We start from the raw sequence: 21,199 nt of genomic DNA, 5'->3' as shown, positions 1-21,199 counted from the left end.
GGCGACGACCCACGCGGGTTCTACACCGAAGGCGCCGCCGTCAGTGCGGGGAGCGGGGCCGGTGACGGGGGCCGGGGACGGGGTGGCGGGGCCGGTCGTGGTGGGGGCTCCGTCGTGGTGCGGGGGCGTGTCGGCGGGGTGGCGTGCGCGGTGGGTGCCGGAGGTCTGGGGGGCCGGGGGCCTCCCGGGTCGGCGGGTGGGGGCGGTCGCCCCGGTGCGGCGGCCCGGGCCGGGCGTCGAGGCGGGCGGGGCAGGGGTCACAGCCAGAACTCCGATGCCGGGCGTAGGTGCAGGGGCCGGGCGGGTGCCTCGGAGTGGGCGCCGGCCGTGGTGCGCAGGGCGTGGGTGGCCGCGTCCGCGAAGGCGCCGACGGCGGCGTCGCCGCGTCCCTTGGGCCAGGCCGCGGAGTGCCGCCAGGCGGGCGGGGCCCCGGCCAGCGGGCGCCAGACCAGGTCCGGGTCGCCGGGGGTCACGAGCCGGGTGTCGCGCGGGCCGAGGGCGACGGCCCCGGAGGACAGCAGCCCGCGGACGAACCCGGCGCCCTGCCCGTGCCGTACGGCGGTGGGGGTGTAGCCGCCCCGGGCGCAGGCGGTGAGCAGGTCGTCGTAGACCGCGGGCGCGTCGGCGCGCGGGAACAGGACCAGGTCGTAGCCGGTGAGGGCGGCCAGCGGCACCTCGTCCAGCTCCGTCTGCGGGGCGCCGCGCGGCAGCAGGACGCCGAGGTCGCGGCGGAGCACCGGGCCCAGCTCCAGGCCGGTGACGTCGCAGGGGTGGTGGATGAGGCCGACATCCAGCTCGTGCGCCGCGAACCCGGCGAGCTGCTGGGCGGTGGTCAGCTCGTGCAGCTCCAGTTCGAGCCCCGCGTGCCGGCGCCGGAAGTCGGCCAGCAGCGCGGCGACGGTCTCGCCGGACACGTCGGGGGACAGGGCGGCGCGCAGCAGGCCGCTCTCGCCGTCCCGGATGCGGCGCGCGGCGGCCCGCAGGGACTCGGCCCGGGCCAGCAGCTCGCGGGCCTCGGCGAGCAGCAGCGTGCCCGCCTCGGTGATCGTCACGTGGCGGCTGGAGCGCTCGAAGAGCCGGACGCCCAGCTCCTTCTCCAGCCGCTGGATGCGCTGCGACAGCGGCGGCTGGGCCATGCCGAGCCGGGCGGCGGCACGGCCGAAGTGTGACTCTTCTGCAACAGCCACAAAGCACTCCAGGTGCCGCACCAGGTCCACGACCAGTCATCATATCGGGGATTGATCGATCCGACATTCATATCGGTCTTGGACAACGACTCCACGGGGTTGCTCTCCTCGGGCCATGCGCTCCTTCCGTGAACGTGCGCGCCGGTGGCCCGGCGCGCTCGCCCTGGCCCTGGCTCTCCCGCTGGCCGGCTGCGCCACCGACTCCGGCCGTCCGGCCGCGGCGCCCCCGGCGAGCGACCCGTCCGGCACCGGCGGCGGCTCCGGTACGGCCACCCCGCCGCCCGGCACCCGCGAACGGCTCCGCGTGGACGGCGACGTCCGCCAGTACCTCCTGCACCGGCCCGCCGCCTCCGCCGCCGACGGCCCGCGCCCCCTCGTCGTCGCCTTCCACGGCCGCGGCGCCGACGCCGCCGAGATGCGGGCCAAGACCCGGCTGGAGCAGGCCGCCACCGCACGCGGCATGCTCGTCGCCTTCCCCGAGGGCCTGGGCCACGGCTGGGGCGCGGGCACCCGGGCGACGAAGCGGCGCCCGGACCCCGGTCTGGACGTGCGGTTCACCGAGGCGCTGGTCCAGCACCTGGTCCGCACCGAGCGGGCCGACCCCGCACGGGTCTACGTCGCCGGGTTCTCCAACGGCGGCTCGATGGCCCTGCGCGTGGCCGCCGAGCGCCCCGCCCTGTTCGCGGGCGCCGCCTCCGTCTCCGGCCAGCTCCCCACCGGCGACGCCGCCGTGGAGCCCACCGGACCCGTCCCGGTCATGGTCGTCTACGGCGCCGACGACCCCGTACGGCCCCTCGCGGGCCTGCCCTCCCCGCCGCCGGACCCCGAGGAGCCGATCCTGGCGACCAGGTCGGCCCGGGACACCGCGGCGGCGTTCGCGGCGGCCGCCGGCGCGGGCGAGCCGGTCACGCGGGCGGAGAAGGGCTACGACCGCACGGAGTGGCGGTTCGAGAACGCCTCCGTCGGCGGCAGGCGGGCCGACGGCACCGTGCGGCTCCTCGTCGTCCACGACGCCGGTCACACCTGGCCGGGCTCGACCCTGCCCCCGCCCCAGGGGTTCGGGCCGGTCAGCAAGGACCTGGACGCCACCAACACGATCCTCGACTTCTTCGCCGACCCCGGCCCCGACTCCGACTCCGGCCCCGATTCCGACTCCGGCCCCGACTCCGACTCCGGCCCAGGCCGCTGACCCGACAAGGACCCTCCCGTGCCCGACACCCCGCACCTCACCCCTTCCCGCCGCCGCAGGTCCCGCGGCGGTCTGCGGGCCGTCGCCGCCGTCGGCGTCGTGCTCGCGGTCGCCGCGGGCGGCTCGTACGCCGCCGGGTTCGGCCCCTTCGCGCGCGGCGACGACGGTCCCGACCCCGCCGCGATGAGACAGGCGCACGCCTTCCTCGCCGACTGGGCCGCCGGACGCCTGCCGAGCGCGGCGGGCCGCACCACCGACCCCGGCAAGGCGCAGGAGGTGCTGCAGAGCTTCACCGCGGGCCTCGACATCGACAAGCCGCGCCTGACGGCGGCGGACGACGGGGTGGAGGAGGACGAGGACGGCACGCTCGGCGTCCCCTTCACCGCCAGGATGCCCGTCACGGGCCTGGGCACCTGGACGTACGAGTCACGGCTGCCGCTGCGCGAGCAGGACGGCGGCTGGAAGGTGGACTGGCGGCTGTCCCTGGTGCACCCGAGGCTCAGCGACACCGAGAAGTTCCGCCTGGAGCGCGAGGAGACCACCCCGCCGAAGGTCACGGACCGCGAGGGCGTCTCCCTCGTCGGCGGCGCGTACCCGTCCCTGGCCCCGCTCCTGGGCCGGCTCGCGGGCGGGGAGGGCGGCGCGGGCGGTCCGCGCGGCGCGGTCCGACTGGTCGACCGGGCCAGCGGGAAGACCGTGCGCACCGAGGCGTCGTTCCGCGAGAAGCCCGACCCCGCGACGGCGGACCGGCCCGTGCGCACCACCCTGGACGCCACCTGGCAGGCGGCCGCCGAGAAGGCCCTCGGGGAGGCCGACGGCAAGAACGCCGCGCTCGTCGCCCTGCGCGTCGACAACGGCGAGGTGCTCGCCCTCGCCAACTCCCCCGCCTCCGGCTTCAACCGCGCCGCCTCCGGCACCTACGCGCCCGGCTCCACCTGGAAGATCGTCACGAGCAGCGCCCTGCTGCTCAAGGGCGCGGTCGCGCCCGACGACGTCGTGGACTGTCCCAAGTACCTGACGGTGGGCAAGGAGTTCCACAACGTCGAGACGTCCGAGCACCCCGGCGCGACCTTCCGCAAGGACTTCACGGAGTCCTGCAACACCGCCTTCATCGGCCTGCGCGGCAAGCTCGGCGACGGGGAGCTGGGCAAGGTCGCCCGCACCTACTTCGGGGTCGGCCAGGAGTGGCACGTCGGCATCCCGACGTACGACGGCTCGGTGCCGGCGCCCAAGGACGAGACGGAGAAGGCGGCGTCGATGATCGGGCAGGGCCGGATCCAGGCCAACCCCCTGATCATGGCGTCGGTGACGGCCACCGCGGTCTCCGGCGAGTTCCACCAGCCGTCGCTCACCGCGGGCCACGAGAACGGGACGCGCACCGAGCCGCTCCCCGACGGGGTCGTGTCCCAGCTGCGGGGGCTGATGCGGGCCACCGTCACCGACGGCACCGCCCGCGTCCTGGCCGACCTGCCCGGTGAGGTCGGCGCCAAGACCGGCACCGCCGAGGTCTCCGACGACCAGGACAACAACGGCTGGCTCGTCGCCCACCGGGGCAACGTCGCCGTCGCCGTCGTGGTGGAGGAGGGCGTCACGGGCGGCGGCTCGGCGGGCCCGGTCGTGCACAGCCTGCTGTCGGCCGTACCGGAGGACCCGTCCTGAACCCGGCCGCGGCGGCCGGTCAGGCCCGGGGCGTGTCCTGGGCGCCGGTGCCGGGGTCCTCGCGCCGGACCGCCTCCCCCTGGATGACGCGCGGGGTCCCCGGCTCGTCCGCGTCCTTGGCGGCGCGGGCCTCGGCCTTGAGGATGCGGGCCGACTTGCCCGCCGAGCGGGTCAGCTCGGGGAGCTTCTTGACGGCCAGGACGACGGCGACGACGACGAGAATGATCGCTAGTTCGCTGAGTCCGAACACGGGGCTCCCCTGGTGGATGTGCGGTGCGGGCCCGCGGCACGGGCCCGCACACGGAATCTACGGCACGGTCGGCGGGCCCGGAACCGGGCCCGGGCTCAGAGGTCGAACTCGTGCGGCGGCAGGTCGAGGGCGTAGCAGGCCTCGCGGACCACGGCGCGCTCGTCCTTGTCGAAGTCCCCGTCGGCACCGCCGATCACGATGCCGATCTGCACCACAGCCCGTGCCTCGGCGGGCTTCTTCTTGGCCTTGGCGATCTCCTGGAGGATGCCGACCTTGCCGAAGTCGTAGTCGGCGGTCAGCTTGTTCAGGTTGTCCTCGAACCGGCGGCGCAGGTCGTCGGCGGGGAAGTTCTGCAGCACCTCGTTGGTGGAGATGAGCTGGGCGACCCGCTGCCGCTCCGAGGGGTCGACGCTGCCGTCGGCCGCGGCGACCAGCGCGCACATCGCCATGCTCGCGTCGCGGAAGGCACCGCTCTTGAGGTCGTTCTTCTTCGCCACGAGCTGCGTCTGCATCTGCGACGCGGACTCCTTGAAGCGGTCCCACAGGGCCATGAGAACTCCGTACTCCGTACCGGTCGGACGGGAAAGGGGCGATCGGGGACGAGCCCGACCCTCTACAGCACTGTAGAAGTTATCAGCCTTCCTCGTCGTCGGAGTCGCCCTCGAAGAAGTCCCCCACCTCGTCGACGACTTCGGCCATCACCAGGCCCCCGGCGATCCCGGCCGCGCCCGCGACGACGGCGGTGCCGATCCCGGACCCGCCGCCCGCGTGCCCGGAGTCGTGACCGCCGTGGCCGGAGTCGTGACCGGCGTACCCGGACTCGTGGCCGTACACCGCGTGGGAGCCGTACGACGCCCGGTGCTCGACCAGTTCCCGGATCCAGCCGTCGACCAGGGCGTTCCAGTCCTGCGGTCCGGCGGGGCCCTCGTGCGGGACGGTGAAGCGGCTGAGCGCGTCGTGGCCGTCGGAGAACGCCCCGCCGCGCTTGTCCGCCTCCAGCACCACTTCGAGGGCGCCGGGCACGGCCAGGAAGGTCAGCTCGATCTCGTTGACCTGGTGGGCGTAGGCCGGGGGCGGGGTCAGCTCGATCTCCTGGTAGAAGGGGAGCTGCTGCCCGGTGCCGCCGATGCGGCCGTACTCCAGGTCGGCGGAGCGGAAGCCGAAGCCGAGCTGTCCGAGGGCCTCCAGGACGGCCTCCTGGGCCGGGAGCGGCGCCACGGCCAGCGGGTCCAGGTCGCCCTTGTCGCGGGCGCCGGCGACCGCGAGCTCCGTGCGCAGGCCGAGCACGATGCCGAGCGGCTGCCCGTGCAGCTCGGTGACCGGGGTCTCCCAGGGCAGCGTCACCGCGAACGGGAGGCTGGTCTCCTCGCCCGCCGCGAGCCGGAAGGCGCCGCCGACGACGTGCCGGTCGAAGACGAGGACGCCCTCCCCGTCGCCGTACTCCTCGTGCTCGGTCTCCACGCGGGCCACCAGCTCCAGCGCGACGTGCTCGACGTCGTGGTCGGCGGTGCCGCCGACGAGGTGGACCCGGCCCGACAGCGTGCCTCCCGGCCGGGCGGCGCCCGGGTCGAGGACCGTGTCCACCGTGGGTCCGCCCACGCCGAGGGAACCGAGCAGCCGCTTGAACACCATCGAGGCGTTCACTCCTTCACGTTCGTTCGGGGGTCATCCGTGCGGGAACTCCTGTGACGCCGCCCGAGGGAACAAGCGGATTCCTCCGGCCGTTCTCTACAGGCGAGTAGAAGCATAGGGGTCTCAGGACTCCCGATCTTTTTGCTCGTCCTTTACCATGAGGAAGAACCTACGGGCGCCCGGCTGGTACCGGAGCCCACCGACCCCGTTAAGGAGTCCCGTTCCGTAATGGAGCCCCCTAGTACCGGCCGTGCCATGGCCGGCCCGCAAGTCCCCCCGTACGTGCGTGAGGGAAGCGGGGTGGCACGGTGACCGAGGTCCTGCTGCTCCTGCTGGCCCTCCTGCTCACCCTCGCCTGCGCGGTCTTCGTCGCGGCCGAGTTCTCCCTCACCACCGTCGAGCGCGGTGACCTGGAGCGGGCCGCCGAGTCCGGTGAGCGCGGCGCCGACGGCGCCCTGAAGGCCGTACGCTCCCTGACCCTCCAGCTCTCCGGCGCGCAGCTGGGCATCACCGTGACCTCGCTGGTCATCGGCATGCTGGCCGAGCCGTCGATCGCCGTGCTGCTGCGCGGCCCGCTGACGGCGATCGGCCTGGGCGGTGCCGCCTCGACGGTGGCGACCCTGCTCGGCGTGGTGCTGTCCACCGTCGTCCTGATGGTCGTCGGCGAGCTGGTCCCCAAGAACTGGGCGATCTCCCGCCCCCTGGCCGTCGCGAAGGTCGTCGCGGGCCCGCAGCGCGGCTTCACCACCGCCTTCGGCCCCTTCATCCGGCACCTGAACAACACGGCCAACCGCTTCGTGCGCCGCTTCGGCCTGGAACCGGCCGAGGAGCTGGCGTCCGCCCGCAGCGCGGAGGAGCTGGTCGCCCTCGCCCAGCACTCGGCCGCGGAGGGCGCCCTGGAGGCGGACTCGGCCGAGCTGTTCGTCCGCACCCTGCACCTGAGCGAGCTGACCGCGGAGAACGTCATGACGCCGCGCGTGGACGTCAAGGCCCTGGAGGCCCACGCCACCGCCGCCGACGCCGCGAACCTCTCGCACGCCACCGGCCTGTCCCGCTTCCCGGTCTACCGGGACAGCCTGGACGACGTCGTCGGCACGGTCCACGTCCGCGACGTGCTGGCCCTGGAGCCCGAGCGGCGCCGGGCCACGCCCGTCACCGAGCTGGCCACGGCGCCCCTCCTGGTGCCGGACAGCCTGCCTGCCGACCGCCTCCTGGAGCGCATGCGCGCGGCCCGCACCATGGCCGTCGTCATCGACGAGTACGGCGGCACGGCCGGTGTGGCGACCGTCGAGGACATCGTCGAGGAGGTCGTCGGCGAGGTGCGCGACGAGCACGACCCGGTCGAGATTCCGGACCTGCTGCCCGCCCCCGCCGGCGCGGACGGCCGTGCGGCCTGGGAGGCCGACGGCTCGCTGCGCCTGGACCACCTGGAGCGCATCGGCCTGACCGCGCCGGAGGGGCCGTACGAGACCCTCGCCGGCCTGGTCGCCACCCACCTGACGCGCATCCCCGCCAAGGGTGACGTGGTCGCCCTGGACGGCTGGCGCATCGACGTCCTGGACGTCGACCACCACCGCGCCGACCGTCTGCGCGTCACGGCCCCCGCGCCGGACGACGACGCCCCGGAGCCCGAGCAGCCGGCCGGCGACCGGTCGGCGCAGGACGAGCGGGAGCTGGCCCGATGACCGTCGTACAGCTCTTCATCGGCGCGCTGACGCTGCTCACCAACGCGTTCTTCGTGGGCGCCGAGTTCGCCATGATCTCGGTGCGCCGCAGCCAGATCGAGCCGCGCGCCAAGACGGGCGACAAGCGCGCCCGGATGACCCTGTGGGGCCTGCGGCACATCTCCCAGATGATGGCCACGGCCCAGCTCGGCATCACCGTCTCCTCCCTGGTGCTCGGCGCGGTCGCGGAGCCGGCCATCGCGCACCTGATGGAGCCGGTGTTCGAGGCGGTCCACATGCCGCACGCGCTGGTCCACCCGGTCGCCTTCGCCATCGCCCTGACCCTGGCGACGTACCTGCACATGCTGATCGGCGAGATGATCCCGAAGAACATCGCCCTGGCCGCCCCGGCGACCACCGCGCTGATCCTCGGCCCGCCGCTGGTCGCCCTCACCCGGGCGCTGAAGCCGGTGGTGTTCGGCATCAACGCCTTCGCCAACACGCTCCTCAAGCTGCTGCGGGTGGAGCCGAAGGACGAGGTCGAGGCCGTCTTCACCGACGACCAGCTCGCCCGCATGGTGGTCGACGCCAGCGAGGCCGGACTGCTCACCCCGGCCGACGGCGAGCGCCTGCGCGACGCGCTGGAACTGGGCACCCGCCCGGTCGGCGAGATCCTGGTCCCGGTCCAGAAGATGCGCACGGTCCCGCACACGGTCACCCCGGCCGAGCTGGAACGCCTGGCGGCCGACGCGGGCTACTCCCGCTTCCCGGTCACCGGCCCCGGCGGCACCGTCCTCGGCTACCTGCACATCAAGGACACCCTGGGCCTGACCGACCGCGAGAGCCCCTTCCCGCGCTCGGCCCTGCACCGCGTCACCCGTGTCCGCATCGACACCCCCCTGGACGACACCCTGACCGCCCTGCGCACGGAGGACAGCCACCTGGCCGCCGTCACCGGCGAAACGGGCTCGGTCCTGGGCTTCGTCACGATGGAGGACGTCCTGACGGAATTGGTGGGCCCGACCACACCGGTGGCCCCGTAGACCACGCGGCCGACCGGCACCGCCGGCCGGCCGGCGCTCCTCCTCGTCGTTCCGGGGGAACTCGGGCGTGAGTGTGTTCGTCTCCCCCCACGACGGCGGCGCGAGGGGCGTCGACGGTATCCGTACCTTCGGGGGGAGACGCCCATGGCCATGGTCGGCCTGTTCTGGATCACTGAGGACTGCGTGTACATGGGGGCCGAACCCACCGGTACCGCGGCCGGTGTGCGGCTGACCGGGGACGGGGTGGAGATCCTGGGGCACGAGCAGGGCGGGCGGTCCTGGGGCTGGGGCGAGGTGCGGGGGCTGGACGTGCGGGACGTCGCCGTGCGGTCCGCGCGGCGACGGCTGGCGTCCATGGCGTTCGACTCGGTCGTCGCGCTGATCACGGGCGACGGCGAGCAGCCGCCGTACTTCACGGTGCGGGTGGAGACGGAGGCCGACGGCACCATCGAGGCGAACGCCCTGATCGCCGTCACCGGCGGCATCCACACCCCGGACGAGTACGAGCTGTCCCGCACCCTGCTCGCCCGCCTCGCCGACGGCACCGCCACCGTCGGGGAGCTGGTCGCCTGGCGCCGGGAGGAGCCCGAGGACGTCGCCCCCACGAGGGACCAGCAGGTGGCGCTGCTGCGGGGGTGGACGGCGGCCTCCGTCTGACGGCCACCCCCTACCGGGGTAGCACTCCGGCTTGGCTCTCCAGGGGGACGGCACGGCAGCGCGGGACACCTAGTCTGGTGCCCATGACCTCAGTGGAGCGCCGGCGTGCGCTGCTCGCGGGGGCTTCGCGGCGGTGGGTGCGGATGCTGCCGTGGGCCGTGGCGCTCGTGCTGTGCGTCGCGCTGCTGCCCACCACCATCGTGGTCCTGACCGCCGACTACGGCCTGAACGGTGCCGTCGCGAGCGCGCTGGCCGTCGCTCAGGCGGCCCCGCTGCTGCTCGCCGTCGTACGCCCGCTGCACGCCTGGTACGTCGTCGTCGCCGCGGACGTGGCCGGGGCGCTCGCCCTGCTCACCGTCGATTTCGAGGCGCGGCTGCTGTGGCCGTTCCCGCCCATGGAACTCGTCGGGTACGTCGCCCTCTGCCTCGCGCTCGGCCTGCGCGAGCGGCGCCGGACCCTGGTGCTGGTGTGGCTGGCGACGGCGGGTGCGAACGTCGGCCTGGGATTCGCCGCCCCCCACGGCGCCGGCGCCAGGGACCTGCTCCTCACCATCCTCGGAGGCGTCACGCTCCTGCTGAGCGGCGCGCTGCGCGAGCGGTACGAGGCGCAGCGCAGGCTGGCCGAGCAGGAGACGATCAGCGAGGCCGAGCGGGGCCGGCGGACGCTGCTGGAGGAACGCGCCCGCATCGCACGCGAGTTGCACGACGTCGTCGCCCACCACATGTCCGTCATCACGGTGCAGGCGGACACCGCCGAGTACCGCCTCGCGGTGCTGCCGCCCGACGTGCGCGAGGAGTTCACCTCCATCGCGGCGACCGCCCGGGAGTCGCTCGGCGAGATGCGGCGGCTCCTCGGCGTCCTGCGCAGCGAGGAGACGCGGGGCGAGCTGGCGCCTCAGCCGGGCCTTCCCGAGATCGGGCAGTTGGTGGAGGCGACGGAACGGACGGGCGCGCCGGTGGACTTCACCCCCTGCGGCACCTCCGGCGACGCCGAGGTGCCCGAGGCGGTGGGGCTCTCGGCGTACCGCATCGTCCAGGAGGCCCTCGCGAACGTCGTACGGCACGCGCCGGGGGCCGCGACGCGCGTGGCGCTGTCGGTGTCGCGTCCCGCCGACGGCGAAGGCGGGGCCCGGCTCACCGTCCTGGTGGTCAACGGGCCGCCGCCCGACCCGCCCTCCGGTCCGCTCGAGGCGGGCGGCACCGGGCACGGCCTCGTGGGCATGCGTGAGCGGGTGCGGCTCGTCGGCGGCACCCTCGACGTGGGCCCGCTGCCGGACGGCGGCTTCCGGGTCGCCGCCCGACTTCCGCTGACCGAGGAGGAGTTAACGTGACGACGCGCGTCATCATCGTCGACGACCAGGCCATGGTGCGGGCCGGATTCGCCGCGCTGCTGGCCGCCCAGAGCGACATCGACGTGGTGGGCGAGGCCCCCGACGGCGCGCAGGGCGTCGAGCTGAGCCGGCGCGCCCACCCGGACGTCGTGCTGATGGACGTGCGGATGCCGGGGACGGACGGCCTGGAGGCCGCGCGCCGGCTGCTCGCGCCCCCGCCCGGGGTGACACACCGGCCACGGGTCCTGATGCTCACCACGTTCGACGTCGACGACTACGTCTACGAGGCGCTGCGGGCGGGCGCGAGCGGTTTCCTGCTGAAGGACGCGCCGCCCGCCGACCTCATCGCCGCCGTGCGGATCGTGGCCTCGGGCGACGCCCTGCTCGCCCCCTCCGTGACGCGCCGCCTCATCGCCGACTTCGCCAAGCAGCGCCCCGTGGCCCGGGGCAGGCCCGCACTGCGGCTCAAGGGCCTGACCGAGCGCGAGAGAGAGGTCCTCACCCTCGTGGCCCGCGGCCTGTCCAACTCGGAGATCGCCCAGATGCTGGTGCTGGCCGAGCAGACGGTGAAGACCCACGTCAGCCGGGTCCTCACCAAGCTCGGCCTGCGCGACCGCGCCCAGGCCGTCGTCTTCGCCTACGAGTCGGGGCTCGTGGCCCCGGGGGAGTAGCCCGGCGGCCCTCCACCCTCCCCTACCGGGGTAGCAGTCCCGTATGGGCTCCCGGGTATGACGCCCGCCGCACGTACGGCCCCGCACGCTTCACCCCGTCGTCGACACGTACGGCGCAGGGACGAAGGAGACGGGGCCATGAGGCTACGCAGAAGCAGGCGGCAGAACGACGGTCACCGGCCGGAGACGGACCACCGTCCCGGGAAACCGGACACGACGGCGGCCACCACGGCCCGTACACCCGCCGTGCCCACCACGGCCCCCACGCCCACCGTGCCCACCACGGCACCCGCCCCCGGGCCCGCCGTCGAACTGCGCGGTGTGCGGAGGCGGTACGGACGCGGCGCGGGCACGGTGCACGCGCTCTCCGGCATCGACCTCGCCCTCCCGCACGGCACCTTCACCGCCGTCATGGGGCCGTCCGGGTCGGGCAAGTCCACCTTCCTGCAGTGCGCCGCCGGGCTGGACCGGCCCTCGGCGGGGTCGGTGCGGCTCGGCGGCACGGAGATCACCGGCATGAGCGAGAACGAGCTGACCGAGCTGCGCCGCGGCCGTCTCGGCTTCGTCTTCCAGGCGTTCAACCTGCTGCCCTCGCTGACCGTGGAGCAGAACGTGCTGCTGCCCGTGCGCCTCGCCGGGCAGCGCCAGGACCACGGGCGCGCGGCCGAGGTGCTCGCGCGGGTCGGGCTCGCCGACAAGGCGCGGCGCCGGCCCGGTGAGCTGTCCGGCGGCCAGCAGCAGCGGGTGGCCGTCGCCCGTGCCCTGGTCACCGCCCCCGACGTGATCTTCGCGGACGAGCCCACCGGCGCCCTCGACACCGGCACCGCCGCCGAGGTCCTCGGGCTGCTCCGGCACGCGGTGGACGCCCTCGGCGCCACGGTCGTCATGGTCACCCACGACCCGGCCGCGGCCGCCTGGGCCGACCGCGTGCTGTTCCTCGCCGAGGGGGCCTTCGTCGACCGGCTGGAGCGGGGTTCGGCGGAGCAGATCGCGGCGCGGATGGCCGCGCTCACCGGCCGCGCCCGGGCGACGGCCGGGGCGGGTGCGGGTGCCGGTGCGGGTGCGGGCGTGGGTGCGGGGGCGGCGGCATGAGCGTCAGGCCCAACGGTCTCGCGCGCGCGGCCGTGCGGTTCAGGCCCGCCTCGTTCGTGGGCACGTTCGTCGCGCTGATGATGTCGGCACTGGTCGTCGCGGCCTGCGGCGTCCTGCTGGAGACCGGCATCCGTGCCTCGGTGCCGGCGCAGCGGTACGCGGACGCCCCGGTCGTCGTGGCGGCCGACCAGTCCGCGCGGGTCGTCGCCGACACGGTCGACGGTCCCGAGGTGACCGAGTTCCCGCTGCCCGGCAAGGCCCGCGTGGACGAGGGGCTCGCGGCGAAGGCCGCCGGGGTACCGGGTGCGGCCGCCGCCGTGGCCGACCACACCTTCCCGGTGCACGGCTTCCCGGCGCACGGCGGTGACGGTACGCCGGGATCCGCCGCGGGCGCGCTCACCGGGCACGGCTGGGGCTCGCACGCCTTCACCGGCGCCACGCTGTCCCGGGGCACCGCGCCGCGGGCGGGCGAGGTCGTCCTTGACGCCGGCGCGGCCCGTGCCGCGCGGGCCGGCGTCGGCGACACCGTCACGCTGGAGACGGCCGACGGGCGGGCCGCCTTCCGGGTGTCCGGGCTGGCCGGGGCCGGTGCCGGTGACGCCGCGCGGGAGGGGGCGGGCGGCGGGGCCACGGCCTGGTTCGCCGACGCCGAGGCGTCCGTGCTGGCCGGGCACCCGGGCGAGGCCGACGCCGTCGCCGTCCTGGCGCGGGAGGGCGTAAGCCCGGACGCCCTCGCCGCGGCCGTCGGTAAGGCCCTCGCCGGCTCCGGTGCGCAGGTGCTCACCGGCGACGACCGCGGCGAGGTCGAGGACCACGGGCTGGCGTACGCCAAGGAGACGCTCCTCGCGGTCGGCGGTTCCTTCGGCGGGATCGCCACCCTGGTCGCCGTCTTCACCGCGGCCGGCACGGTCGCCCTCTCCGTCGGCCGGCGCACCCGCGAGTTCGCGCTGCTGCGGGCCGTCGGCGCCACCCCGCGGCAGATCCGCCGGGCGGTCGCCGCCGAGGCGCTGCTCGTCGCCCCGCCCGCCGGGCTGCTCGGCTTCCTGCCGGGCGTCGGGCTCGCGCACTGGTGGTTCGGGCAGATGCAGGACCGCGGGGCCGTCCCGGAGGCGGTCGGCGTGCACGTCTCCGTGTTTCCGCTGCTCGCCGCCGTCGGTCTCGGGCTGCTCACGGCACTCGGCGCCGGGTGGGCGGCCGGGCGCAGGCCCGCGCGGACCAAGCCGGGGCAGGCGCTCGCCGAAGCGTCGGTGGAGCGGCTGCGGCCGGGCGCCGTCCGCAGCGCCCTCGGGCTCGCCGCGGCCTGCGGCGGGTCGGTGCTCGCCGGCGTGGCGGCCTCCGCCGCCGGTGCGGACGCGGCCAACGCCTCGCTCGGCGTCGTCATGCTCTTCATGCTGGCCGTCGCCCTGCTCGGCCCGGTCCTCGCGCGGCTGGTCGCGGCGCTCTTCGCCCTGCTGCTGCGGGGCGGGGGCGCGTCGGCCTCGCTGGCCGCCGCCAACTCCCGTACGAACGCCCGGCGGCTGGCCTCCGCGATCACTCCGGTCGTGCTGGCCATGGCCTTCGCCTCGACGCTGGTCTTCATGCACACGAGCGAGAGCCACGTCGCCTCTCAGCAACTCCGCGACGGCATCACGGCCGACCACGTCGTGACCGCCCCGGCCGGTCTGCCCGCCGACGCCGCCGAGCGCGCGGCCCGCGTTCCCGGCGTCGACGCCGCGGTGGCGCTGCTGGACACGCAGGTGTTGGTGCCCGTACGGGGTGGTGGTGAGACGTCGTTGCAGGCCACGGCGGTCCAGGGGGTCTCGGCCCCCGGTGAACGGCTCGCGCGGGTGCAGGACCTGGACGTGCGCGAGGGCAGCCTGGACCGCGTGGGTCCGGGCCGGGTCGCCGTCGACAGGACCCTCGCCACCGCCACGAGGACCGGGCTGGGCGACAGGCTGCCGCTGCGGCTGCCCGACGGCACGGAGGCCGCCCCGAAGATCGTCGCGGTCTACGGCCGCGGCCTGGGACTGCCCGCGGTGACCATGGACCGCGCGTCCCTGGAGGGACACGTCACGTCCGCCTTCGACGACACGCTGCTGGTCAGCGGCGGCGACGCCGGGCCGCTCGGCGCGCTCGGCGAGGTCACCGACGCCTCGGGCTACGCCCGCGCGCAGAACGCGGACCGCGCGTTCGGCGCCTGGGCCAACTTCATGATGGCCGCCGTCCTGGGCGGCTTCGCCGCCGTCGCCGCGGTCAACACCCTGGTGATGACGGTCCTGGACCGGCGCCGCGAACTGGAGACGCTCCGCCTGGTCGGCGCCACCCGGCGCCAGGTGCTGCGCATGCTGGGCTGGGAGAGTCTGCTGGTGTCGGCGGCGGGCGTGTTCCTGGGCACCGCCGTCGCCCTGGTCACGCTGACCCCGATGATGCGCGGGCTGACGGGCGAGTCCCCGTACGTCCCCCCGCTGCTGTACACCGCGTTCGCCGCGACGACGGCGATCCTCACCCTGGCCGCCGCGACCCTCCCGGCCCGTGCGGCCCTGCGCCCCCGGGGGTCCTGAGCCCCGGCGGGTGGCGGTGCCGCGCGGGCCGGGCAGGGGGAGGCGGGCCCCGGCCGGCGGCGGGGGCCCGCCCGCCCGGCGCGCCCGGGTCACCCCCGCTCACCCCATACGCAGCCCCTCCGCCGACGGCACCCGGAGGGCGTGGCGGGTGGGGAGCTCGATCGTGAGGTACGCCGTCGCCGTGACCGCCGTCGCCACCACCGGCAGGAGCCACGCCGGGCCGGCCGGCCACGGGTGGCCGAGGAAGCCGACGCCCAGCAGTGCCAGCGGGACGGCGGAGAGCAGGAGGCCGCAGGCCAGGGACAGGGCGGCGACCACGGCGGCCTCGCGGCGCATCATCGCGAGGATCTGCCGCGGGGTCGTGCCGGCCAGCCGCAGCGCGGCGATCTCGGTCCGGCGCTGGGCGGTGGCGGCGACCAGCTTGTTGGCGATGCTCAGCAGGAGATAGCCGAGGAGCACCACGACCACCGCCAGGTTGATCCACACCTCGGGCGGCGGGTCCGTGCCGGCGGCGTCCCGGGCGGTGCCCGCGACGGCGAGGCCGGGCCGGCCGGCGGCGAGCGCGGTGAGCCCCGCCCCGGCCTCGGGCGTGCCGTCGGTGCGGACCAGGATCCGCTGGTCGAGGCCGGTCGTGGTGTGCCCGGCGGCCAGTTCGCGCGAGAGGACGACCGGGCCGAAGCCCAGCCCCCGGTCGTAGACGGCGACGACCCGGGCGTCGACGCGCGCCCCGTCGCCGAGCACCAGCCGCACCCGTTTCCCGAGCCCGGCGCCACGGGTGCGGGCGGCCTCGCCGCTCACGGCGACCGTCGCCCCGGTCAGTCGCTCCAGGCCGCCGTCCGTGACGCCGAGGTCGAGGACGCCCCCGGCGTCCGGCGCGAGGATCAGCGCCGGGGCCGACTCGGCCGCGGGATCGCCCAGTTCCTCGTACTCCCACACCACCGTGGTCGTCCCGGCCGGTGCCGCCGCCCGTACGCCGGGCACGTCCCGCACGGCGGACAGGGTGCCGTCGGGCAGCCCGCCCAGCGCCGGTGCCGTCACCTCGTACTGGGCGAGCGTGCCCGTGCGGGTGTCCTCGGAGGTGGCGGCCAGCACCGTGGTCTGGGTGAGGGTGTACGTCAGGACGAAGACGACGCCCATCGCCAGCGGGCTCACCACGCCCGACAGGCGCAGCGCGTACGCCCGTACGTTGGACAGCGCCAGCCACGTCGGCGCCGCCGTCCCGGGCCGCAGCCGCCGTACGACGGCGTCGCCCGCGCTCCGGACCAGTGCCGGGCCGCACAGCGCCAGGCCGATCGCGGCGAGGATGCCCGCGACGGACGTGACCGAGGCCCCGAGGACCGTCCGCGACAGCAGCGGCACCACGGACAGCGCACACGCGCCGAGGACCAGCAGCAGCCCGGTCCCGGTCCGTGTCCGCGACGGGGTGCGCGGCTCGCTGCGGGACTCGGCGACCGCCTCGGTGGCCGGCATCCGCGAGGTGCGCCAGGCCGCGCACCGGGCGCAGAGCCGTACGGCCGCCACCACCAGGAGCAGCGTGGCGAGCGCGGGCAACGGACTGACCGTGAGGGGGAGTTCGGGCGGGAGGACGCCGCGGCCGGCCAGCAGGTCCCGGAAGCGCCCGGCGAGCAGGTAGCCGACGGCCACGCCCGGTACCAGGGCGATCACCGCGACGACCGTGGACTGCGCGGCGGCCAGCCGGCGGATCTGTTTCGGCGTGGCGCCGACGGCCCGCATCAGCGCCAGGTCGCGGCGCTGCCCGGCGACGGTCACGCCCAGCGCGCCCGCGACGACGAACCCGGTGATCAGCAGCACGATCCCGCCGAGCGAACCGGCGAGCAGGATCAGCAGGGAGCGCGCGGAACCGGTGCCGGGCGCCACCGCCTCGCCCCGGCCGGCGCCGGTGTGCACGTCGAGCCCCGTGCCCGCCACGGCCGCGCGGACGGCGGCGGCGACCCGGTCCCCGGCGCCCTCGTCGGTCCGCAGACCGATCAGGTCCACCGTCCCGGCGCGCGGGCCCCCGCCGCCCGCGTCACGGGCGGCGAGAGCGGCGGCGGTGCCGTCCGCGAAGTAGAGGCCCGCGCCGGGGGCGTCGACCAGTGCGGAGACCCGGTAGGGCGTCGCGGGGCGGCCGTTCGCCACGACCTCGACCCGCGCGCCGACCGCCAGCCCCGTACCGGCGTCCACCGCGACCTCGTGCGGGCCGGACGGCGCCCGGCCCGTCACCCGCGCGTCCGCCAGGAGCCGCGTCGAGGACCAGCCGTGCCCCGCCGTCCCCGGGTCCTCCGCGACCGGGGTGACGCCGGTGCGGGCGTCGACCAGTGCCGCGGGGAAGCCGATGTCGCCGACGGCCGCGGTGACGCCGGGCAGGGCGGCCAGCCGGTCGACGAGCCGGGCCGGGACCGCGGCCCGTTCGGGCAGCGCGAGGGGGAGGTCCCCGCTCGGGTGGAACTCCTGGTCGGCGGCGACCACGACGTCCGCGCCGCCGAGCCGCCCGGGCGGGACCTGCGAACGCAGCCCCGACTCGGCGAGCACGCCGGTGGCGGTGATCAGGGCCGCGCCGCCGAGGACCGCGCACGCCACGGCGAGCAGGGCGGTGATCCGGTGCGCGGCCATCCGCAGGGCGAGGTGCAGCACGGCTACCGCTCCCCCAACGCGACGAGCCGCTCCGCCAGGTGCGGCGCCGTCGGCCGCTCCAGGGCCTCGACCACCCGGCCGTCGGCCATCACCAGCGCGCGGTGGGCGCGGGCCGCGGCGGCCGGGTCGTGGGTGACCATGACCACCGTCTGGCCGAGGTCGTCGACGAGCGCGCGCAGCAGGTCGAGCACCTGGTGGGCGCTGCGCAGGTCCAGCGCTCCGGTCGGCTCGTCCGCGAAGACGACGGCGGGCCGGGCCGCCAACGCCCGTACCAGGGCCGCTCGTTGCTGCTGCCCGCCGGACAGCTCGGCCGGTCGGTGCGCCAGCCGGCCGGCCAGCCCGACCCGTTCGGTCAGCGCGCGCAGCCACTCCCGGTCCGGGCGCCGCCCGGCCAGACGCAGCGGCAGCGTGATGTTGTCCTCGACGCTGAGCGAGGGGATCAGGTTGTACGCCTGGAAGACGAACCCGACGCGCTCGCGGCGCAGTTCGGTGCGGCGGGTCTCGTTCAGGCCGGAGATCTCCTGCCCGTCAATGCGGACCCGGCCCGAGGTGGGGGAGTCCAGCCCGGCCGCGCAGTGCATGAGGGTGCTCTTGCCGGAGCCCGAGGGCCCCATCACCGCGAGGAACGTGCCGTGTTCCACGGTCAGCGACACCTCGTCGAGCGCCCGGACGCCGCCCGGGTAGGTCCTGGCCACGCGGTCCAGCGCGATGGCGGGCGCCCTGCGCGCGGTGGCGGCGGTGAGCGCGGCGGTGCTCATCGCCGCCCCCGCAGGGCGCGTACGACGAGGGTGCCGGCGGCGAGCACGGTCACCACGCCGGTGGCCAGGTGGAGCGGGGCGGCGGCACCGGTGAAGGAGAGGGCCGTGTTGGCGACCGCGCTGAGCACCACGACGGCCCACAGCAGCGTCCGCAGGACGTCCCCGCGGGAGACGGCGTCCGGGCCGCCGCCGGGTGCGGGAGCGGCCCGCGGCGCGCTCAGGCGGTAGGGGTCGTCGTGGGCTGGGCGGTCCTGGTGCGTCATGGCTGCGGCCTCCGTCGGCGTCGCTCTCGGTCGCCTTCGACGCTAGGCAGCGCGACCCCCGGCGGCCGATCCCGTGGGCCGCCCGGTCCGGGGTACAGCAGGCTGTACTCTCCGGCTCCGCACCCGTCGCGGGCCCGCCGGGCGGCATAGGGTCGGGCACGCCCGGCACGTCCGCCGGGGGCGTACGGGCCGGAGGGAGGCAGGCGGATGACGGTGGTCCCGGTGACGTCGGTGCGGGAGACCGCCGTACGGACCCTGCGCGCCGCCGCTGCGGCGACGGGCCGGCTCGTCGGCGGGTTGGGCACGGCGTCGCGGGCGCTGGGCGTGCTGCTGCTGTCGGCCGTGGCCGCCGTGACCGCGCCGGCCGGGATCGGGCTGCTGCTCGCGCCGCTCGCGCTGCGCGCCCTGCACGCGCTGGCCCGGCGCGAACGCGAGCGCCTCGCCCGCCGGGGCGTCGACATCGTGCCGCCGGACCCGCCGCCCGTCCGGCTGCGGTCCGCGCTGGCCGACCCCACCACCCGGCGGGAGCTGCGCTGGCTGGTGCGGCACGGCACCCTGGGGCTGCTGCTGGGCCTGCTCGGTCTGCTGCTGCCGCTGTGCGCCGTCCGGGACACCACGTTCCCGCTGTGGTGGTGGCTGGTGCCCGAGACGACGACCACGTCCGTCGGCGTCGGCACCGCGCACACCTGGCTGGACGCGGTCGCCGCGATGCTGCTGGGCGTGGGCTGGACGGCGATCCTCCTGGGCCTGGGTCCGGGCATGGCACGGCTCCAGGCCGCCCCGGCCCGGCGGCTGCTCGCGGCCGGCCCCGGCACGGACCTGTCGCTGCGGGTGGCGGAACTGACCGCGACCCGGGCGGCCGCACTGGACGCGCACGCCACCGAGCTGCGCCGGATCGAACGCTCCCTGCACGACGGCGCGCAGAACCGGCTCGTGTCGGTCACGGTGCTGCTGGGCGCCGCGCGGCGGATGGCGGCGCGCGACCCGGCCGGGGCCGACGAGCTGCTGGAGCGGGCCCAGTCGGCGGCGGAACAGGCGCTGGCGGAGCTGCGTTCGGTGGCGCGGGGCATCCTGCCGCCGGTCCTGGCCGACCGCGGCCTCGCGGGCGCGCTGTCGGGCCTCGCGGCGGACTGCGGGGTGCCGTGCCGCGTCGAGGCGGACGTGCCGGAGCGGTGCGCGGCCTCGGTCGAGGCCACGGCGTACTTCGTGGTCGCCGAGGCGCTCACCAACATCGCCAGGCACAGCGGTGCCGAACGGGCCTCGGTCACCGTCCGGGCCAGGGGCGGCCGGCTGCGGCTGCGGATCGAGGACGACGGCAGGGGCGGCGCCGACGAGGAGGGCGGCTCGGGCCTGACCGGCATCCGCCGCCGCGTGGCGGCCCTGGACGGCACCCTCCGCCTGACCAGCCCGCCCGGCGGTCCCACGCTCCTGGAGGCCGACCTGCCCTGCGGCGGCTGACGGCACCGGCGACGGCGACTTTGCCGTTTCTTTGCAACCCGCGCCGTGCGCGCCTCGTCTCTCCGTCCGATCCGTCCCGCACCCACGCGGTGCGCCGACGCGCCGACGACGAGAGAGAGCGACCCCATGCGCCGAACCATCCTCAGTGCCGTGGCCCTGGCCTGCACCGCCGTACTGGCGGGCACCGCCCCCGCGTTCGCCGACGACCCCACCCCGGTCCCCGCCGCCCCCGCCGCGAGCACCCCGAGCCCCACGGTCGCCCCCACCGACGCCACCCCCGAGCCGTCGGTCAGCGTCCCGGCGGAGGAGCCGACCCGGGCGCCCGCCGCCGCGCCCGCCGACGGCCAGGTCTCCGTCGTGCCCGAGGGCGCGGCCGACACCGGTGTGGCCGGACCCGCCGACACGACGGGGACCGACCGGACGCTGGTCGGCACGGGCGCCGGCGGGGTGCTCCTGGCGGGCGGCGCGGTGCTGTTCGTCGTACGCCGTCGACGGGCGGCGACCGGCGCATGACGCCGCGCCCCGGTCACGCGCTCGCCACCGCCGCGCTGGCCGCGCTGCTCGTCGGCTGCGGCGGCGGTCAGGGGGACGGCGACGCCGCTCCCGCCCCCTCGGCGACCGCGACGGCCGCGGCACCGCCCGCGCAGGCACCCGCGAAGTCGGTGCGGCCCCTGGCGCGTTCGGTTCCGGTGGGGCTGCGCATCCCCGCCATCGGGGTCGACACCCCGGTGATGAGCCTCGGGCTGGCGTCGGACGGCACGGTGGAGGTCCCGCCCGTCACGGACGACGACCGCGCCGGCTGGTACCGGCACTCGCCGACCCCGGGCCAGGTGGGGCCGTCGGTCCTCCTCGGCCACGTGACGGTGGGCCGGTACGGCGACGGGGTCTTCCGGCACCTCGCGCGACTGCACCGCGGCGACCGTATCGAGGCCCGCCTGCGCGACGGCGCGTCCGCCGGGTTCACGGTCACCGCCGTACGGACGGTGGCGAAGGCCGACTTCCCCACCGACGACGTCTACGGGGACGTGGCGGGGCCGGAGTTGCGGCTCATCACCTGCGGCGGCCCGCGCGACGGCGAGGAGTACCGGGACAACGTGATCGTCTTCGCCGAACTGAGCACCACCAAGGGCGCGTAGCGCCACCCCGAGGCGCGCGGAGCCCTGCCCGCGCC

Annotated in this window: 19 protein-coding genes; 12 read left to right on the top strand and 7 right to left on the bottom strand. The window is 76.2% G+C overall.

Annotated features, from left to right (window positions below):
- Positions 1–257: 257 nt before the first annotated feature.
- Positions 258–1,187, bottom strand: a complete 930-nt coding sequence (locus Sdi02f_RS18190) for a LysR family transcriptional regulator (RefSeq protein WP_234319749.1) — start codon at positions 1,185–1,187, stop codon at positions 258–260.
- Positions 1,188–1,302: 115 nt separating this feature from the next.
- Between Sdi02f_RS18190 and Sdi02f_RS18185 the strand changes: the two genes are divergently transcribed.
- Complete coding sequence (locus tag Sdi02f_RS18185) at positions 1,303–2,376, top strand: CE1 family esterase (protein ID WP_108933662.1); 1,074 nt, start codon at positions 1,303–1,305, stop codon at positions 2,374–2,376.
- 18 nt (positions 2,377–2,394) lie between these two features.
- Complete coding sequence (locus Sdi02f_RS18180) at positions 2,395–4,035, top strand: penicillin-binding transpeptidase domain-containing protein (RefSeq protein ID WP_108933661.1); 1,641 nt, start codon at positions 2,395–2,397, stop codon at positions 4,033–4,035.
- A gap of 19 nt (positions 4,036–4,054) precedes the next feature.
- Here Sdi02f_RS18180 and Sdi02f_RS18175 read toward each other — a convergent pair whose 3' ends face one another.
- The 3 genes from Sdi02f_RS18175 to Sdi02f_RS18165 all read right to left on the bottom strand — a co-directional run bounded on the left by Sdi02f_RS18175 (position 4,055) and on the right by Sdi02f_RS18165 (position 5,917).
- Positions 4,055–4,285 carry a twin-arginine translocase TatA/TatE family subunit gene (locus Sdi02f_RS18175; protein WP_030401502.1) on the bottom strand — a complete coding sequence of 77 codons (231 nt, stop codon included), beginning with the start codon at positions 4,283–4,285 and terminating at the stop codon, positions 4,055–4,057.
- A 95-nt stretch (positions 4,286–4,380) separates the two neighbouring features.
- Positions 4,381–4,836: a tellurite resistance TerB family protein gene (locus tag Sdi02f_RS18170; RefSeq protein WP_030401501.1), complete on the bottom strand. Its 456-nt coding sequence runs from the start codon at positions 4,834–4,836 to the stop codon at positions 4,381–4,383.
- Positions 4,837–4,918: 82 nt separating this feature from the next.
- Positions 4,919–5,917 (bottom strand): sporulation protein, encoded by a 999-nt coding sequence (locus Sdi02f_RS18165; protein ID WP_030401500.1) that lies wholly within the window; start codon positions 5,915–5,917, stop codon positions 4,919–4,921.
- Positions 5,918–6,225: 308 nt separating this feature from the next.
- Here Sdi02f_RS18165 and Sdi02f_RS18160 point away from each other — a divergent pair, with 308 nt between their 5' ends.
- The 7 genes from Sdi02f_RS18160 to Sdi02f_RS18130 all read left to right on the top strand — a co-directional run bounded on the left by Sdi02f_RS18160 (position 6,226) and on the right by Sdi02f_RS18130 (position 14,915).
- Complete coding sequence (locus Sdi02f_RS18160; protein WP_030401499.1) at positions 6,226–7,602, top strand: hemolysin family protein; 1,377 nt, start codon at positions 6,226–6,228, stop codon at positions 7,600–7,602.
- Positions 7,599–8,624 (top strand): hemolysin family protein, encoded by a 1,026-nt coding sequence (locus Sdi02f_RS18155; protein WP_030401498.1) that lies wholly within the window; start codon positions 7,599–7,601, stop codon positions 8,622–8,624. Before Sdi02f_RS18160 ends, Sdi02f_RS18155 begins: the two co-directional genes overlap by 4 nt.
- A gap of 144 nt (positions 8,625–8,768) precedes the next feature.
- Positions 8,769–9,281: a hypothetical protein gene (locus tag Sdi02f_RS18150; RefSeq protein WP_108933660.1), complete on the top strand. Its 513-nt coding sequence runs from the start codon at positions 8,769–8,771 to the stop codon at positions 9,279–9,281.
- Between the two features lie 83 nt (positions 9,282–9,364).
- Positions 9,365–10,612, top strand: a complete 1,248-nt coding sequence (locus tag Sdi02f_RS18145; RefSeq protein WP_108933659.1) for a sensor histidine kinase — start codon at positions 9,365–9,367, stop codon at positions 10,610–10,612.
- Positions 10,609–11,283: a response regulator gene (locus Sdi02f_RS18140; protein WP_108933658.1), complete on the top strand. Its 675-nt coding sequence runs from the start codon at positions 10,609–10,611 to the stop codon at positions 11,281–11,283. The genes Sdi02f_RS18145 and Sdi02f_RS18140 overlap by 4 nt, the downstream gene beginning before the upstream one ends.
- 138 nt (positions 11,284–11,421) lie before the next feature.
- The gene (locus Sdi02f_RS18135; RefSeq protein WP_167458194.1) at positions 11,422–12,375 is read left to right on the top strand and encodes an ABC transporter ATP-binding protein; all 954 of its coding nucleotides are present in this window, start codon (positions 11,422–11,424) and stop codon (positions 12,373–12,375) included.
- A complete protein-coding gene (locus Sdi02f_RS18130) occupies positions 12,372–14,915 on the top strand; it encodes an ABC transporter permease (protein WP_108933657.1) in 2,544 nt (847 codons plus the stop codon). The genes Sdi02f_RS18135 and Sdi02f_RS18130 overlap by 4 nt, the downstream gene beginning before the upstream one ends.
- A gap of 99 nt (positions 14,916–15,014) precedes the next feature.
- On the opposite strand, the gene Sdi02f_RS18125 is transcribed toward Sdi02f_RS18130, so the two are convergent.
- Genes Sdi02f_RS18125 through Sdi02f_RS18115 form a run of 3 tightly spaced genes read right to left on the bottom strand, consistent with a single transcriptional unit; the run spans position 15,015 to position 18,570 of the window.
- The gene (locus Sdi02f_RS18125) at positions 15,015–17,549 is read right to left on the bottom strand and encodes an ABC transporter permease (protein ID WP_108933656.1); all 2,535 of its coding nucleotides are present in this window, start codon (positions 17,547–17,549) and stop codon (positions 15,015–15,017) included.
- A gap of 2 nt (positions 17,550–17,551) precedes the next feature.
- Positions 17,552–18,307, bottom strand: a complete 756-nt coding sequence (locus tag Sdi02f_RS18120) for an ABC transporter ATP-binding protein (protein WP_031085713.1) — start codon at positions 18,305–18,307, stop codon at positions 17,552–17,554.
- Complete coding sequence (locus tag Sdi02f_RS18115; RefSeq protein ID WP_108933655.1) at positions 18,304–18,570, bottom strand: hypothetical protein; 267 nt, start codon at positions 18,568–18,570, stop codon at positions 18,304–18,306. Before Sdi02f_RS18115 ends, Sdi02f_RS18120 begins: the two co-directional genes overlap by 4 nt.
- Positions 18,571–18,777: 207 nt before the next feature.
- Between Sdi02f_RS18115 and Sdi02f_RS18110 the strand changes: the two genes are divergently transcribed.
- From Sdi02f_RS18110 to Sdi02f_RS18100, 3 genes are all read left to right on the top strand, one after another.
- The gene (locus Sdi02f_RS18110) at positions 18,778–20,028 is read left to right on the top strand and encodes a sensor histidine kinase (protein ID WP_030401489.1); all 1,251 of its coding nucleotides are present in this window, start codon (positions 18,778–18,780) and stop codon (positions 20,026–20,028) included.
- 126 nt (positions 20,029–20,154) lie between these two features.
- On the top strand, positions 20,155–20,541 hold the full coding sequence (locus Sdi02f_RS18105; RefSeq protein ID WP_030401488.1) for an LPXTG cell wall anchor domain-containing protein: 387 nt from the start codon (positions 20,155–20,157) through the stop codon (positions 20,539–20,541).
- Entirely contained in the window at positions 20,538–21,164 is a 627-nt protein-coding gene (locus tag Sdi02f_RS18100) for a class F sortase (protein WP_031184711.1), read from the top strand. Before Sdi02f_RS18105 ends, Sdi02f_RS18100 begins: the two co-directional genes overlap by 4 nt.
- Positions 21,165–21,199: the final 35 nt, after the last annotated feature.

The sequence above is a fragment of the Streptomyces ardesiacus genome, assembly GCF_003112575.1.
GTDB lineage: Bacteria > Actinomycetota > Actinomycetes > Streptomycetales > Streptomycetaceae > Streptomyces > Streptomyces ardesiacus.
Note: the sequence above shows the minus strand (reverse complement) of the source record. Positions and strands in the feature narration are given on the sequence as shown.